Raw genomic sequence first — 17,867 nt, forward strand, 5'->3', positions numbered from 1 at the left:
GAGCGGTAGCTGGTGGTTCGTAGATTTTAGTTTATTGTTTGTTTAAGGTCTTTATTCTTTGCTTGTAGCCTGTAGCTCGTCACTTGTAGCTACATATACTACCTCGATACCTGCACGCTTCAAAAGTTCGATACCGTCTTCCAAACGGTATTTTTCGGAGTATACCACTCGTTTGATACCTGCTTGGATAATCAGTTTTGAACATTCGATGCATGGCGAAGCGGTGACATACATAGTTGCACCGTCGCTGCTATTGTTAGAGCGTGCTATCTTCGTGATTGCGTTCGCCTCGGCATGCAACACGTAAGGTTTGGTAACGTTATTATCGTCTTCACATACATTTTCAAAACCGGCAGGCGTTCCGTTATACCCGTCAGAAATAATCATTTTATCTTTGACGATGAGTGCACCTACCTGGCGGCGTTTACAATATGAATTTTCCGCCCAGATACTTGCCATACGTATATAACGCTTGTCCAGCGCTTCTTGTTTTTCTTTAGCAGAACCTTCCATAGTCTTAATTACCTGAGTTACGTTGTGGAGCGAAAGAGATGAACTTTACAGTCTGTCCTTCTTTGTAATAAATATATAAATTCTTATTATCTCCTCCATATTTGAATGCACTCTTTAGTCCATCCATAAAAGCCTTACCTAAATACTTATCTCCATCGGTGCCTCCTCCGTTTTTTATGGTAATCTTTAATTCCCGATTATCCCCATTTGCACTCCAGTCACCATTGACAGAGGCACTGGTGGCTTTCCCGCTAAAAGTCCCGATTGCTACATCGTTTACGTTAGCACCTTCAAACACTAAAGTGTAATTATCTCCTGTAATCGTCTTAAAACTTTTTTCTCTGGCATCTTGATCGTTTTGCCAGAAGTCGTACATTTTGTTTTGTCCTTCCACTGCAATGTAAGTCATGTACCAGGTTTTTCCGGTGAAGATGTCAATGACATCGTCTTCCTGATCACAAGCGCTCAATGCGGGTAAGAAGAGAGTGACTAACAGTAACTGTATATAGGTCTTCATCTTTTTCATTTCTTTATTCCATTTCTGATTAATAATGCATCAATAGTTGGTTCTTGTCCGCGAAAGCGTTTGTATAGTGTCATCGGATGTTCTGTTCCTCCTTTGGAAAGAATGTTTTCCCGGAAGGAAGTGGCTACTTCCGGATTGAAGATTCCTTTTTGTTTAAACAGTGAGAAAGCATCTGCATCCAGAACTTCCGCCCATTTATAACTGTAATATCCGGCAGAATAACCTCCGGCAAAGATATGCGAGAACTGTGTACTCATACAGGCATCTTCTACCATAGGAAGAATCTGTGCTTTCTTCCATGCTTCTTTTTCATAAACCTTCACGTCGCCATCAAATGGGGTAGTACGGGTGTACCATGCCATATCCAGTAATCCAAAGCTAACCTGACGCAGGCAGGCATAAGCGGCATCGAAATTAGACGAATCTACAATGCGCTGTACCAGTTCGTCCGGGATGAGTTCTCCGGTCTGATAATGTCTGGCAAATGTGTGGAGGAACTCCTTTTCAATAGCGAAGTTCTCCATGAATTGAGAGGGAAGTTCCACAAAGTCCCAATATACATTTGTACCGCTCAGGTTTTCATAGGTGGAATTCGCGAACATACCATGCAGGCTATGCCCAAATTCATGCAGGAATGTCTCCAGTTCACCAAATGTCAGTAAGGCGGGTTTGTCTTTTGTCGGCTTGGTGAAGTTCATCACGATAGATATGTGCGGACGACTGTTTTCACCGGTTGCCTCGTCAATCCATTGTTCTTTATAAGAAGTCATCCATGCACCTGCACGTTTACCCTCTCTGGGATGGAAGTCTGTATAGAGGACGGACAGGAATTTACCGTCTTTGTCAAATACCTCATATGCATCCACATCCTTATGGTATACCGGGATATCACTGTTTTTCTTGAAAGTAATGCCATACAAGCGGGTAGCCAGACCGAATACCCCTTCTTTTACCTTGCTCAGTTCAAAATAGGGACGGAGCATTTCATCATCTATCTGGAATTTCTGGTCTTTCAGTTTATGGGAATAATAAGACCAGTCCCAAGGCATCACTGTGAAGTCACTGCCTTCCAGTTGGCGTGCCAAAGCCTCTACCTCTGCATATTCTTGCTTGGCGGTGGGAGTGTAAGCATCCAGTAGCTGATCCAGCAGTTTATATACATTGCCGCTGTTTTCTGCCATTCGCTCTTGCAGGTTATATTCAGCAAAACTGCTGTATCCCAAAAGTTGCGCAATAGCCAGGCGGGTATTAACAAGCTTCTTTACAATCTCCAGATTGTTGGTTTCATTGTCATGGGTACATTTGGTATTATATGCCATATAAAGCTTGCAACGTAAATCGCGGTTACTGGCATACGTCATAAACGGGCTATAACTGGGGGCCTGCAAGGTGAATACCCATCCTTCCACGCCTTTTTCTTTGGCAGTTTCTGCGGCTGCATCAATGGCGCTTTGTGGCAGGCCGGCAAGTTGTGCAGGGTCTGTCAGTACCAGTTTATAGTCGTTGGTTTCTTTCAGGTTGTTTTCTCCGAATTGCAGGGTTAGTAAGCTAAGCTCTTTGCTCAGAGCACGGTATTGCTCTTTGGCTTCTCCTTCGAGATTAGCTCCACTGCGAACAAAGCTATTGTATACTTTCTCCAGCAGCTTGTTTTGCTCGGGAGTAAGATAAGCCTGGTCTTTCTGGTCATACACTGCCTTAATGCGTGCAAATAACTTCTCATTCAGAGTGATGTTATTGCCATGTTCGCTCAGCAACGGCATGATGGATTTTGCCAGTTCCTGCATGTCATCGTTGGTTTCCGCACTCAGCAGATTGCCGAATACAGTGCTGACTTGGTTCAACAGTTCGCCGGATTTCTCGTAAGCAGCGACCGTGTTGGCGAATGTAGCCGCTTCCGGATTATTGGTGATAGCATCAATCTCCGCATTGTGACGGTTGATACCTTCACGAATGGCGGGTTCATAATGTTCGGTCTTTATCTTTTCAAACGGGATAGTACCGTGAGGCGTAGAATACTTTTCAAAAAAAGGGTTTTGAGCCTGTATTATATTCATAAAGCAGAGTAATGTTAGCGTTAGTTTTAATTTTATCATACTTACTTAGGTTCGGTAAAAAATAATCTAACCGCAAAAGTGCAAAAAAAATAGCTGATTTAATGAATAACCCGTTGTATTTTAACAAAAAACAGGCAACCTCGTCGAGATTGCCTGTTTTAAATATTATTTTGTACTCTGCTTATTAGTTGTTAACTGAAGCCATGTGAGCGATCAGGTCAAGAACCTTGTTAGAGTAACCGATTTCGTTGTCATACCAAGATACAACTTTTACGAAAGTATCAGTCAAAGCGATACCAGCTTTTGCATCGAAGATAGAAGTACGAGCGTCACCCAAGAAGTCAGAAGAAACTACTGCATCTTCAGTGTAACCCAGAATACCCTTCAATTCGCCTTCTGAAGCTTCTTTCATAGCAGCACAGATTTCAGCGTAAGTAGCCGGTTTTGCCAAGTTAACTGTCAAGTCAACTACAGATACGTCCAAAGTCGGAACACGCATAGACATACCAGTCAATTTGCCGTTCAAAGCAGGGATTACTTTACCTACAGCCTTAGCAGCACCAGTAGAAGACGGGATGATGTTGCCAGAAGCAGCACGACCACCTCTCCAGTCTTTCATAGAAGGACCGTCAACTGTCTTCTGAGTAGCAGTTGTAGAGTGAACTGTAGTCATCAAACCATCCAAGATACCGAACTTGTCGTTCAATACTTTAGCGATAGGAGCCAAACAGTTAGTAGTACAAGAAGCGTTAGATACGAATTGAGTACCTTTCACGTATGTTTTTTCGTTTACACCGCAAACGAACATCGGGGTGTCATCTTTAGAAGGAGCAGACATTACTACATATTTTGCACCAGCTTCGATGTGAGCTTGAGCTTTGTCTTTGCTCAGGAACAAACCAGTAGATTCAACTACGTATTCTGCACCTACAGCATCCCATTTCAAGTCAGCCGGGTTTCTTTCTGCAGTGATGCGGATAGCTTGGCCGTTAACGATCAGCTTGCTGTTTTCAACATCTGCTTCGATAGAGCCGTTAAACTGACCGTGCATAGTGTCATACTTCAGCATGTAAGCCAAGTAATCTACCGGGCAAAGGTCGTTAATACCAACGATTTGAATATCGTTTCTTTCCATTGCAGCGCGGAATACGAAACGTCCAATACGTCCGAATCCATTAATACCTACTTTAATCATTTTGTTTAAACTTTTAAGGGTTTTATAATATTTGTTCAAATATCTCTCTTCTCTTGCGCATTTATTTCTGAAATGCGGTGCAAAAGTAAGAAAATGTTTTTATATTCGCACTTAATTTTATAATTAAATAATGGAAGTGATGGGAAAAAGTTCATTTTTACAAGATTTTAAATCATTTGCCATGAAAGGCAATGTGATAGACATGGCTGTCGGTGTAATCATCGGTGGCGCGTTTGGTAAAATTGTATCTTCTGTGGTGGCAGATATTATCATGCCGCCTCTCGGTTTATTGGTGGGAGGTGTGAACTTTACGGACCTGAAGTGGGTGATGAAACCTGCCGAAGTTGTGGACGGTAAAGAGATTGCCGCTGTAACCTTGAATTATGGAAATTTCCTGCAAGTGACGTTTGACTTTCTCATTATTGCTTTTTCTATTTTCCTGTTCATCAAATTGCTGACCAGGCTGACGGCTAAGAAGGAGGCGGAAGTTCCCGCAGCACCTCCTGCTCCTCCTGCACCTAGTAAAGAAGAAGTCTTACTGACGGAAATCAGGGATATCTTGAAAGAAAAACGATAAAAAGAACAAAAAATAATCCTCACTGTACCCGGTCCGTGTCTGGCCCGTACCTGGTCCGTATCCGGTCCAAACGCTTAGGTACGGAGCAAATACGGATCTGATACGGTTCGGGTAATAGGCGGTAGGAAAAATGGGACAATTCATTCCCTGTCAGCAAGGAGTTAACTTCCTGTCGACAAGAAATTAACTCTTTGTTGACAGGAAGTTAACTCCTTGTAATATCTTGATTATCAGTAATGTTTTTAAAGCTGATTTTACTGTGTTCTATGTGTCTTTCCGGCTACCAAATTCATTAATTATGTTATGAAATATAGATTTTCTGGCTATTATTCCCGTTATTTTCTTACTTTTTTCTACTTTTGCGGAACATTTTAATTAAATCCATACAGATTATATGCAAGAAAAGATTGTCATTCTTGATTTTGGTTCGCAGACTACGCAGCTTATAGCCCGTCGTGTCCGTGAATTGAATACGTATTGCGAAATTTTACCTTATAATAAGTTCCCGGAGGGGGATGAGAGTGTAAAGGGGGTTATTCTTTCGGGAAGCCCGTTCTCTGTATACGATGAAAGTGCATTTAAAGCTGATCTGAGTGAAATTCGTGGAAAGTATCCTATTCTGGGTATCTGCTACGGTGCGCAGTTTATCGCTTATACCAATGGCGGCAAGGTGGAACCTGCCGGAAGTCGTGAGTACGGACGTGCACACTTGAGCTCTTTTGACAAGGATAATGTGCTGTTCAAGGACGTGAAGGAAAATACACAGGTGTGGATGAGTCACGGAGACACAATTACGGTTATCCCTTCCAATTTCAAAAAAATAGCTTCGACGGATAAGGTGGCGATTGCTGCTTATCAGATAGAGAACGAAAAGGTGTGGGGAGTACAGTTCCATCCGGAAGTATTTCACAGCGAAGATGGCACGCAGATGCTGAAGAATTTCGTGGTGGATGTTTGCGGTTGCAAACAGGACTGGAGTGCTGCTTCCTTTATTGAAACGACGGTTGCCGAATTGAAGGAACAGTTGGGTGATGATAAGGTGGTTCTTGGTTTGAGCGGTGGTGTGGATTCTTCCGTAGCTGCTGTATTGTTGAATCGTGCTATCGGTAAGAACCTGACTTGTATCTTCGTAGATCACGGTATGCTCCGTAAGAATGAGTTCAAGAATGTACTACACGATTATGAATGTCTCGGTCTGAATGTTATCGGTGTGGATGCCAGTGCCAAGTTCTTTGCAGAACTGGCAGGTGTAACGGAGCCTGAGGAAAAGCGTAAGATTATAGGCAAGGGGTTTATCGAAGTATTTGATGAGGAGGCCCATAAGATTAAAGATGTGAAATGGCTGGCACAGGGTACGATTTATCCTGACTGTATCGAGTCCCTTTCTATTACCGGTACGGTTATTAAGAGTCATCATAATGTAGGTGGTTTACCTGAAAAGATGCACCTGAAACTTTGTGAGCCGCTTCGCTTATTGTTTAAAGATGAGGTTCGCCGTGTAGGTCGCGGATTGGGTATGCCTGAACATCTGATTACTCGTCATCCTTTCCCCGGACCCGGTCTGGCTGTGCGTATTTTGGGTGATATTACTCCGGAGAAAGTGGCTATTCTGCAAAATGCGGATGATATCTTTATTCAGGGCTTGCGTGACTGGAAAGTGAAAGAAGCTGATGGTAGCGAAACTTCTCTTTATCATCAGGTTTGGCAGGCGGGTGTTATCTTGCTTCCCGTGCAATCAGTTGGTGTGATGGGAGATGAACGTACGTATGAACGTGCCATTGCGCTGCGTGCTGTGACTTCTACGGATGCTATGACGGCAGACTGGGCACATTTGCCTTATGAATTCTTGGGTAAGGTTTCCAATGATATTATTAATAAGGTGAAAGGAGTGAACCGTGTAACCTATGATATTTCGTCAAAACCGCCTGCAACGATAGAGTGGGAATAGGGTAGTACGTTTTAATACTATATTTGAATAGCCTCAACTTGTATAGAGTTGGGGCTATTTTTATTGGTGGCAAAGAAACAAATAAACTTTGCACTTTTAGTTGGTTTAGATGTATTATTTGACCAAATATCGCAGTTTGATATTTTGGTCAAAAAGTATATGTAAGTGGATAAATAGTGCAAAGCTTATTCTTTTAAAGGTTTTTATTTTGCGAGAAATTACTTTCAGACATTTTTTAGAATGGAATTGATAGGCCTTAAATTTCAATAAAGAAGAGAATGTAAACCAATCGTAATATTAATGAAAACAAGAAAACTAAAAGCAATGAGTAAAAACAAAATTATCCTGCTTGTACTCTCATTCTTAATGACGAGTATTTGGAATACCTATGCACAGGTAGCCACTGTGAGTGGAGTTGTTCAGGACAAATCGGGTGAGACGATTATCGGTGCAAACGTACTAGTGAAAGGAACGGCTAACGGAGCGATTACTGATTTGAATGGCAAGTTCACGATTTCTGGAGTCAGCACTAATGGTACATTAGTAGTAACCTACATAGGTTACGTCTCTAAAGAGATTGCAGTGAAAAATCAAACAAATTTTATCATTACACTCGAAGAAGATAGCCGTGCGCTGGAAGAGGTCGTTGTTATCGGTTATCAGACAGTAAAACGTAAGGATCTTACCGGTTCTGTTGCATCTGTTTCGGGAAAACAGATTGCGGCAATGCCTGTTGCAAATGCTGCACAGGCCTTACAAGGAAAGTTATCGGGAGTGAATGTCACGACACAAGATGGGCGTCCTGACGCCACAGTCTCAATTCGTGTTCGCGGAGGTGGATCCATCAGCCAAAGTAATGACCCTCTGATTCTGATTGATGGTGTAAGCGGTTCATTGAATGATATTTCAGCTGATTTAATAGAATCGATTGATGTGTTGAAAGATGCTTCATCAACTGCCATTTATGGCGCCCGAGGTGCCAATGGGGTAATTCTTGTCACTACCAAGGGAGCTAAAGAAGGGCGCGTTGTTGTGAGTTATAATGGTTATATGAAGTACAATACACCAACTAAATATCTGGATGCTCTGGATCCTTATGATTATCTGGCTTATACGTGGGCAAGCGGGGCTTCTGTAGGAGGCAATAGTTACACAGAGCCTTTTGAAAAATTGTATGGCATTGGTCGTTACACAACCACTAATCCCAATGGAATAGAAAGTTACCGTAACATGAAAGCTGATAATATTCAGAAAAAAGTATATGATGATTCGTTCTCTCACAATCATGATCTTTCTATAACGGGCGGTACTGAGAAAACAAAAGTCTTGTTTGCGGTGAATTATACAGATGAGGATGGTATGAAACTGGCTTCTTATTACAAACGTGCCAATGTTTCATTAAAGGTAAATCAAAAAATAGCTAAGAATGTAGATATTAGCCTGGATACCCGCTATACAAATACTAAAAAAATGGGGGATGAAGGAGTTAGAAATGGCAGTGGTTCCGTTTTGTCATCTTCCTACCGTTTTCGTCCTATTGCAACTGAAAATATTTTGGGCGATCTGAATGCTATGAATGAGGGTATGATAGAAAACTATGCAAAGCAAAGTCAATGGGACAGGTACAATCCGGTAAATCGCATTAATGATAATTATTCACCAAAAGATTACCAGGCATTGCGCGGAATTCTATCATTGAATTGGGAGATAGTGAAAGGATTGACGTATCATTCGGACTTGTCACTCAATCAGTCATGGAATCAAAATAAAACGTGGACAGGAGCTATTGTCAACAGTTACATGGATGATAATACAGGAGAAATCCTTTATGCCGGAAATGCGGAACTGGAGAAAAGCAATAAATGGGGGCTTCGTTGGAGCAATACATTAAATTATGATTTTAGTTTAGGCAAGGCGCATCGATTTAGCATTTTGGCCGGTCACGAAGTTTCTGATTCGGGTGGTGATGGTTTAAAAGCTTCAGGAACTTACTATCCTGCAAATTTTACCAAGGAGAATGCATTTGCTATGATTAATCAGTATGATGGTACACAAGGGGTGGGACAGTTTTCTTCAAGTGTTTCTATTCCGGGACGTATTCTTTCTTTTTTCAGCCGTTTGAACTATAATTTATTGGACCGTTATTTGTTGACGGTAACATTTCGTGCTGATGGATCTTCTAAATTTTCTCCTAATAATCGTTGGGGGTATTTTCCTGCTGCAGCTTTGGGCTGGCGTATGTCAGAAGAGTCATTCCTGAAGGATATAGAGTGGCTGGATAATCTTAAACTTCGTGTTTCTTATGGGCAGGTTGGAAATGACGGTATAAGTTCCAGTCTTTGGTCGCAGACTTGGTCAGCTACAACGGACGTGAGGCAACAAGATGCAGTAAACAATACGCTTCTGCCTTCTTATTCACTGGCTACAGAATTGGCGAATAAAGATTTGAAATGGGAAACCACAATAACTCGTAATATTGGTTTTGACTTTGGCTTTTTTAACAATCGTCTGACAGGTACGATTGATGCATATTGGAATACTACCAAAGATTTGCTGATGAAAACAACTATTCCCGGTATAACAGGTTTCACTGCAACTTATGCCAATGTCGGTCAGACCAGCAACAAAGGCATTGAAATAGCTCTTCAAGGGGTGCTTGTACAGACAAAGGATTGGAATGTAACCGCAGGTTTCAACATAAACTTCAACCGTGGTAATGTAGATGAACTGGCCGATAATGTGACCGGACTTTATGGAACTCAATGGGCTAGTGGATCCACTTTTCCTTCTTCTGACTATATCCTGATGGAAGGAAAGCCGGTGGGATTAGTGCGTGGTCTGATTGCTGACGGATTCTATACAACCAGTGATTTTACATATGCGAATGGCATATACACACTGAAAGAGGGAATTCCGGATATTTCTTCTGTAGTGTTCCCTAATTATCACCTGCATAGTGGTATGAATGAGCGCCCTGCCGGACAATCAGCTTATCCGGGTATGCCCAAATTTAAAGATCGGGATAATAATGGGATTATCAATGACGATGATGTAGAGGTTATTGGTGATATGACACCGGTACATACCGGTGGTTTCAATATAAACACTTCATATAAGAATTTTGACTTGGGATTATATTTTAACTGGAGTTATGGTAATGAAATATACAATGCCAATAAATTGGGGGCACTTTATGGATACAAGGAAAGTGGTGTTTACGAAAACAAACTTTCTTTGGTGAAGGATTGCTATAAAATTTATGATGTAGTTGGCGGCCAGCTGGTAGCTTTAACAACTCCTGAACAGTTGGATGCTGCTAATGTCAATGCTAAATTGCCATTGGCTTATAGCGAGAATGGTTATGTTTCTACGTTAGGTATTGAAGATGGTTCTTATTTGCGCCTGAATACATTGACATTGGGTTATACATTGCCTAAACAATTTATCAAGAAAGCTGGTATCAGCAACCTGCGTGTTTACGGAAGTATTTATAATGTCTTTACCATTACGGGGTATTCGGGTCTTGACGCAGAAGTTAATACCAACACTTCAACAAGTGATTATCCTAAATGGGGGTTGGATTGGGGGACATATCCGCGTGCCCGTTCATTCGTCTTGGGTGTAAATATAAGTTTCTAATCATTTTATTTAAAAGAAGAATTTATGAATAAGTTAATAAAAATGGCATTTGCCGCTATCTCTTGTTTGGCATTTACACAATGTAGTGATTTTTTAGACACCTCTTCTCCATCCAATATTGATGATGAATTTGTTTCTTCCAGCCCTACGGAAACATTGAAGATTTTATCAAGAGGATATGCCCTTTATCGTGAGTCATGTTTTGGCGCGTATAATTGGAATGATCATTTTGGTTCTGATATTGAATATTTTCCTGAAAATAATTCATCCAACAATATCAATGCTAAATTAGTTCCGGAACAGATTCCTTGTGACTATATGAAAGATCCTTTTAATTCTTTATACAGTGTTATTGCTTATACAACGAAAGCTATAAATCTGATCTCTGAAAAAACTCAATATAAAGAGGATATTGCTGCCGGTAGAACTACCGATTGGACACATCTCAAAGGTGAAGCTGAAACATTTCGTGCTATGTGCTATTTTGATTTGATCAAGCACTTTGGCGATGTTCCGTATGGCTATGAGAATAGCTATGTGGATGATTACGAAATTACTTCTCGTTTTGCAATCTACGATAAACTGATAGAAGCTGTAAAAGCAGTCGAACCTTATATGTATAAAGTCGGGGAAGGAGGTATTAATGGTCAACGTATCTCCAGAACATTTGCAAATGCACTCATTGGTAAGATGGCTCTTTATGCCGGTGGCTATCAAACTATCCGTACGGATATGCCTGAACTTTATGGAGAAGTACAGTTTGAAGTCCTTAGAACTGATGCAAAACGTAAGTGTGCTTACGCTCGTCGTGCAGATTACAAAAACTATTATATGATAGCTCAACAATACTTGGAGATGGCTATTTCAACGAATGCCGGAACAACTAAATTAGTTACTACGGATGAACGCACTTATACCGACAATCCTTTCCAACGCCATTTCCAATTTTGTATGGATTTAGAGCAGAGTCCTGAAACTATTTTTGAATTGGGCAGTGTACAAAATAGAGTGGGCGGTCGATTTTATAGTTATGATATTGGTCGTGGCTGTAATGGAGGTAACAATACGGCTCCTAATAAGGTCTTTGCGGCAGTACGAATGGTACCTACTTTTTATTATGGCGGTTATGACAATGCCGACAAGCGTAGAGATGTCAGTGCAGTGGTCACCGGATTGGATGGCAAAGGAAATGAAATAGTTTTTACTTTTAAGGCCGGTGCTAAGACAGATGGAGGTATTTGCTTGAATAAGTGGGATATTTGCCGTCAGAATCCTTACTTTGTAGGTGGACAGGGTAGCGCGGGCTTTAGTGCACCGATTATGCGTGTTGCGGATGCGATTCTTATGTTGGCAGAAGTGAAAGCCGAACTGGGTGCAAATGCTGAAGCCATAAATTTAGTCAATCAGATTCGGGAAAGGGCTTTTGGTAATACCGACCATAATATTGCAGGTTTATCCGGAGATGCGTTGAAAGATGCAGTTCTTATGGAAAGGAAATTAGAACTTTTTGGTGAAGGACATACTCGCTACGATATGGTTAGAAGTGCCAAATTCTCTGAGGAAGCGTTGGAGGTACGTAATGAGATGGAGGCTCTTGCTATTGATTTGAAGACTAAAGGCTATTATGAATTTGGAAATGGTAATGTATTACCAGCCTATATATGGACAAAACAGGTTGAGGGTGCTACTTTGACTTATGATTGTACGGATAAAACAGATCCTGTACAATTTCCGGGATGGCGCGGTGTGTTGGATTTTGCAAAATTGGGATTAACTGTTAATGGAACGACCCATAACACAGCAATTAAGGGCTTATTTGAATATATTGATCCTAATGGTACAATTGCTGCTCAATTGGAACAGGAAGGGTATGTGAAGACCGCCTGGGGTAGTACTCTTGCAGAGAATATTGATATTTATTTGAGTAATATTCTTCCGGGAATCACATCCAAAGAAAGTGTTCCTTGTTATTATTGGGCTATTCCGTACGAAACGATTAGTCAATCTAAAGGAAAAGTAACGAATGGTTATGGATTACCGCAACAATAAAGAAAAGGACTATTATAATAATCGTCAATAGGTGTCAGAAAATTTCAGAATAGTTTTTTTACCCTGTATTATTCATACTCATCAGTAAAGGTGTTTTGAATAATACAGGGTAAATAGTATTTTATGATTTAATGAATTTCAGAGAAAAGGAATTCACGCTGTTTCATGCTCTTGGCATTGCCCGTTACAGAAAAAAAGCTGTTTAAGCGAATGTCAATGGAAGAAGCTCCTATTTTTATTTCATATTTTCCAGGCATTATGTGCCATTGCTTTTCAAAATAATATGCCAATTGGTCTAACATTAATTCAGCTTTTACTTTCTGGGTTTCTCCGGGTTTCAGTGAGATTCGTTTAAAGCCTTTTAGCTGAATTGGCTTTAGAGGTTGTCCATCAACTGGTGATAGGTATAGTTGAATGATTTCGGTACCCTCCATCTTTCCACTATTGGTTATATCAAAAGAGAACTTGATACTTTTATCTGTGGTGCAGACTGTTGATTTCTGTATTTTCAAATTGCTATAAGTATATGTTGTATACGACAGACCATATCCAAAGGGGTAGGCAACTTTACTAAGTAACTCCGGTTGGTTGTTATAACATATATTCTCTTCTGATTCTGTTTTGGGGTAACTGACACATAATTTTCCCGAGGGGTTGACATTGCCTAATAATATATCAGCTACAGCGTTACCACCCTCTTCGCCGGGATACCATGCATGCATGATAGCAGCACAGCCTTTTTCTATTTCATCGATAACTTGTGGGCGTCCTCCCATTATCACCAATACGACAGGCTTTCCTGTTGCTATTAACTCTTTTACGAATTTCTCCTGGTCACCGGGTAAATCGATGCCTTTTCTTACACGAGCCTCTCCACAAAGAGCTGGATTTTCTCCTACGGCTGCTACTATAATATCACTCTCTTTAGCCAATTTGATTGCTGCATTCCAGTCTGTATGATCGGCTGATTCTACCATCATTGCGGTTAATTGACTGGTACGAGGATCTACATCGCCTGATGATTTAATAGTGGCTTCTCCCGGTAGACTCCATTCGCAGCCACGTTCGTAGCCTACTATCATAGAGGCTGGTTTTTTGTTTTTTAAGCCATCATACAATGGGATCAAGTAAGGATTTTGTCCATCCGGTTTTTTTCTTCTCCAGAAAGCAAGCATGGAAGGATAAGCATAATCACCAATCAAGCTCCAAAAAGAGTTTGCATTAGGACCAACTAATGCTATCTTGGCTGTCGGTTTAAGCGGTAACACACCGTTGTTCTTTAGCAATACTACAGACTGGCATGCCAGTTCGTAGGCTGTTTGACGATAATCCGGAGTGTCTAAGTTTAAGTGACCTTTTTCAAATAACTTAGCATTAGGAGTTAACATTCCTAATCTTACTTTTAGGGTTAAAGCACGTTTAACCGCCTCTTCAAATCGTGCTTCACTCACTATTCCCGATGCCATTGCTTCCGGTAAATGAGGATAACATTTACCATTGCTGAACTCAAGATCATTACCTGCATTCATAGCTTCTGCTGCACACTTAGCCAACATATCATCTCCTTTGTATAGACGGCCGATAGCACCGTAGTCACTAACCACTATACCGTCAAAACCTGTTCTCCCGCGGAGATAGTCTTGAATCAAAGGTGCACTTGCTACCACCAGTTTACCTTTATAGGAATGATATCCCGTCATTGTGCATTTGCTGCCTGCACAGCGAATGATAGCTTCATGAGGGAAAAGGATCTCTTCGGTTAATTCTTTCTCCGGAGACTCACTACCTCCACCATAACCAAGAAAGTGTTTACTACAGGCAGCAACTCCTTTGGCTAAATCATTGCCTTGCAAACCCTGAACGAAAGCTACTCCCATAGCACCGGATAAATAACTATCTTCTCCATAACTTTCTTCGATGCGGTTGAATGTAGAAGTACGTACAACATCTACCATTGGTGACAATGCCATTGTGCTACCTACTTTGCGCATAGCTTCGGCTGTTTGCCTTGATTTTTCAATCATTAAATCGGGATTCCATGTGCAAGCCAATCCTAACTGTTGAGGATATACGGTAGCTCCTTTTGCGGCAAATCCACTGATAGCTTCTTCATGGCAAATTGCTGGAATACCCGAAGGTGTGTTTTTGCGTAACCATTCTTGAAGGTCGGCTACAAAATCTCGCAGTTTGTCAGGATCTAATTCCTGTGCACATGCGAATTGGCAAACGTGCCCTATGCCATTAGGTATATTCTTACGGCATTTTTCATCAGATAGTTTTCCATTTTTATCTACCAATGATCCGGGAACTATCCCATGCAATTGAGCAACTTTCTCTTCAAGGGTCATACGATTGTAGAGCTCATTTACAATCTTCTGTGATTCCTTTGTTTCAAAAGGCGTATAATTTACAGTTTGCGCCTGTAAATTTGTACTGAATAGCACTGACAATGCTATTCCTGCAACGAGTAATTTTTTCTTTTTCTTCATGGTTCTTTTTTACTAATTTTTCAGATACAAACATACGAAAGATACTGAAATAGGTCTTGCACTCTTTTTTCATTTGAGTGTACTATTTGACTAGTTATATTGGGCGTAAATATTCTTGTTTGGATTTATTTGTTTGATAATTAGTGAATTATGATAAGATTGTATAGAGAGCTAATGATGTGATTACTGGATTTTTTATCATTTATTTGGAAGCTTATTAGTAATGGTTAGTCAAAAGAAAAGATTGAGCCTTGGTCAAAAAGTGCAGTAAATCGCATGAATAGTGTAAACCTGTCTAAAGATAGCAGTCTACATTTGCATTGAACAATAAAACGGAATATTATGCAAATAGAAAAACTAAGATTTTTGAATTTCGTAAAAATACTACTTTTAGGATTAGTGTCAATGGGCAATGTCAATGTGTACGCTCAAAAACATCCCATATTATGGTATGATAAGCCTGCACAATATTGGGAAGAAGCTTTACCTCTCGGTAACGGACGGTTAGGGGCAATGGTTTATGGAAATCCGGTTCATGAAGAGATTCAGTTGAATGAAGAAACGGTTTCTGCCGGTTCTCCTTATAATAATTATAATCCAGAAGCTAAAAATGCATTATCGACTATCCGTCAACTGATATTCGACGGTAAATATCCGGAAGCACAGGCCTTGGCAGAAACCAAAATTCTTTCAAAGAATGGATTTGGAATGCCTTATCAAACTGTTGGAAGTTTACGCTTGGATTTTCAGGGACAAGAAAACTATTCCAATTTTCGTCGAGAACTCGATTTGGAGAGAGCGGTGACTACAACCACTTATTCTGTAGATGGGGTGAAATATAAACGTGAAGTGTTTGCTTCATTAACCGATCAGCTCATTATAATTCGCCTGACAGCCTCTCAGGCTGGAAAGTTAACTTTCTCAGCTGCATTGACTTGTCCGCAAAAGGTAGATGTAAGTACTTTAGGAAAGAATAGATTGATAATGGAAGGAACTACTAAAGGGGATGGATTTACTCCGGGGGCTGTACGCTTCCGTGCAGATGTTGAATTGGATTTACAAGGCGGAAAGTCAGTTGCTAATGATACTCTTTTATCTATAACAAATGCAACTAGTGCAACTATTTATATTGCTATGGCAACCAATTTTATTAATTACAAGGATATTTCTGGTAATCCTGTTGAACGTAATAAAGTTTATCTGAAAAATGCTAGAAAACCTTATACTAAGGCATTACAGGCTCATGTTAATATGTATCAGAAATATTATCGACGGGTGGCCTTAGATTTGGGATATACTCCTCAAGCAGATAAGCCGACGGACATTAGGGTGAAAGAATTTGCAACCTCTAATGATCCCCATTTAGTAGCGTTATACTTTCAATATGGACGTTATTTACTCATTTCTTGTTCGCAACCAGGTGGGCAACCTGCGAATCTACAGGGTATTTGGAATCATAAAACAAATCCGGCATGGAGATGTCGTTATACTACTAACATAAATGCAGAGATGAATTATTGGCCTGCTGAGGTTACGAATTTATGTGAAATGCATGAACCTTTCCTGCAAATGATTAGAGAACTTTATGAAAATGGACAGGAAGCCGCCCGTGAAATGTATGGCTGTCGTGGATGGATGCTGCATCATAATACAGACTTATGGCGTATGAACGGTGCAGTTGACAGGCCTTATTGTGGTCCATGGCCTACCTGTAATGCTTGGTTATGTCAGCATTTGTGGGATCGTTATCTCTATTCTGGCGATAAAGAATATCTTAATAGTATATATCCCATTATGAAAAGTGCTTCCGAATTTTTTGTAGACTTTTTGGTAAAGGATCCAAATACTGGCTATATGGTAGTAACGCCTAGTAATTCTCCTGAAAATTCTCCTAAATTGTGGAAAGGAAAGTCGAATCTATTTGCGGGAGTCACGATGGATAATCAGCTAGTATTTGATTTATTCTCAAACACTAATGCTGCGGCTCAAATTCTGAACAGAGATAAACAGTTCTGTGATACAATTCTTTCTTTGAAGAAACGATTGCCGCCTATGCAAGTAGGGCAATACGGACAGCTACAAGAATGGTTTGAAGATTGGGATAATCCTAAAGATCATCATCGGCATATTTCCCATTTGTGGGGACTTTTTCCAGGTTATCAGATATCTCCTTACTCTTCACCAGTGCTTTTTGAAGCTGCTCGCAATACGTTGATACAACGTGGTGATCCTTCTACTGGTTGGTCTATGGGCTGGAAAGTTTGTTTCTGGGCAAGATGTTTAGATGGAAATCATGCCTTTAAACTTATTACCAATCAATTAAATTTGGTTTCTCCTGAAATACAAAAAGGACAAGGAGGTGGTACATATCCGAATTTGTTTGATGCTCATCCACCTTTCCAAATTGATGGTAACTTTGGTTGTGTTGCAGGTATTGCAGAAATGCTAATGCAAAGCCATGATGGAGCCGTTCATTTGCTTCCGGCTTTACCTGACGTTTGGAAAGATGGGGAGATAGCTGGACTTCGCGCGCGTGGAGGGTTCGAAATTATTTCATTAAAATGGAAAAATGGTAGAATAGAGTCTGCAACCATTAAATCTACTATCGGGGGAAACTTACGTTTGAGAGTTCACAATCGATTGAACATAAATAATAAGAACTTAGCTGAAACAAATAGTCTCAATCCTAATTTATTATTTGCTAAACAAGATGTCACTCGCCCTTTAATCAGTGAAAAAGCTCCATTGAAAGGAATAGAGTTTAAAGAATATTTTCTGTATGACATTCCAACGGAAGCTAATCATACTTATACCTTCACTAATCTTTGACTATGATTATAATTAATCTTAATATTCCAGCCTTTATAATGTTGATAA

10 protein-coding genes are annotated in these 17,867 nt (G+C 40.4%); 5 read left to right on the plus strand and 5 right to left on the minus strand.

Features of this window, described 5'->3' with window-relative positions; translation table 11 throughout:
• Positions 1-51: 51 nt before the first annotated feature.
• The 4 genes from K429_RS0118160 to gap form a co-directional block, all read right to left on the minus strand.
• A complete protein-coding gene (locus K429_RS0118160; protein WP_007212662.1) occupies positions 52-513 on the minus strand; it encodes a dCMP deaminase family protein in 462 nt (153 codons plus the stop codon).
• A gap of 4 nt (positions 514-517) precedes the next feature.
• On the minus strand, positions 518-1,039 hold the full coding sequence (locus K429_RS0118165) for a DUF4847 family protein (RefSeq protein WP_007212663.1): 522 nt from the start codon (positions 1,037-1,039) through the stop codon (positions 518-520).
• Positions 1,036-3,093, minus strand: a complete 2,058-nt coding sequence (locus K429_RS0118170) for a M3 family metallopeptidase (RefSeq protein WP_026367826.1) — start codon at positions 3,091-3,093, stop codon at positions 1,036-1,038. The genes K429_RS0118165 and K429_RS0118170 overlap by 4 nt, the downstream gene beginning before the upstream one ends.
• Before the next feature lie 184 nt (positions 3,094-3,277).
• A complete protein-coding gene (gene gap, locus K429_RS0118175) occupies positions 3,278-4,288 on the minus strand; it encodes a type I glyceraldehyde-3-phosphate dehydrogenase (RefSeq protein ID WP_007215415.1) in 1,011 nt (336 codons plus the stop codon).
• 139 nt (positions 4,289-4,427) lie between these two features.
• Between gap and mscL the strand changes: the two genes are divergently transcribed.
• From mscL to K429_RS0118195, 4 genes are all read left to right on the plus strand, one after another.
• Complete coding sequence (gene mscL / locus K429_RS0118180; protein WP_007215416.1) at positions 4,428-4,865, plus strand: large-conductance mechanosensitive channel protein MscL; 438 nt, start codon at positions 4,428-4,430, stop codon at positions 4,863-4,865.
• A gap of 394 nt (positions 4,866-5,259) precedes the next feature.
• Positions 5,260-6,813 (plus strand): glutamine-hydrolyzing GMP synthase, encoded by a 1,554-nt coding sequence (gene guaA / locus K429_RS0118185; protein ID WP_007212669.1) that lies wholly within the window; start codon positions 5,260-5,262, stop codon positions 6,811-6,813.
• A 300-nt stretch (positions 6,814-7,113) separates the two neighbouring features.
• A complete protein-coding gene (locus K429_RS0118190) occupies positions 7,114-10,452 on the plus strand; it encodes a TonB-dependent receptor (RefSeq protein WP_026367827.1) in 3,339 nt (1,112 codons plus the stop codon).
• A gap of 24 nt (positions 10,453-10,476) precedes the next feature.
• On the plus strand, positions 10,477-12,501 hold the full coding sequence (locus tag K429_RS0118195; protein ID WP_026367828.1) for a RagB/SusD family nutrient uptake outer membrane protein: 2,025 nt from the start codon (positions 10,477-10,479) through the stop codon (positions 12,499-12,501).
• 128 nt (positions 12,502-12,629) lie between these two features.
• On the opposite strand, the gene K429_RS0118200 is transcribed toward K429_RS0118195, so the two are convergent.
• The gene (locus tag K429_RS0118200) at positions 12,630-14,990 is read right to left on the minus strand and encodes a glycoside hydrolase family 3 N-terminal domain-containing protein (RefSeq protein WP_007212672.1); all 2,361 of its coding nucleotides are present in this window, start codon (positions 14,988-14,990) and stop codon (positions 12,630-12,632) included.
• A 342-nt stretch (positions 14,991-15,332) separates the two neighbouring features.
• On the opposite strand from K429_RS0118200, the gene K429_RS0118205 reads away from it, so the two are divergent.
• Complete coding sequence (locus tag K429_RS0118205) at positions 15,333-17,819, plus strand: glycoside hydrolase N-terminal domain-containing protein (RefSeq protein WP_044096735.1); 2,487 nt, start codon at positions 15,333-15,335, stop codon at positions 17,817-17,819.
• Positions 17,820-17,867: the final 48 nt, after the last annotated feature.

This window comes from Bacteroides sp. 14(A), assembly GCF_000526555.1.
In the GTDB taxonomy this organism is placed as follows: Bacteria; Bacteroidota; Bacteroidia; order Bacteroidales; family Bacteroidaceae; genus Bacteroides; species Bacteroides cellulosilyticus.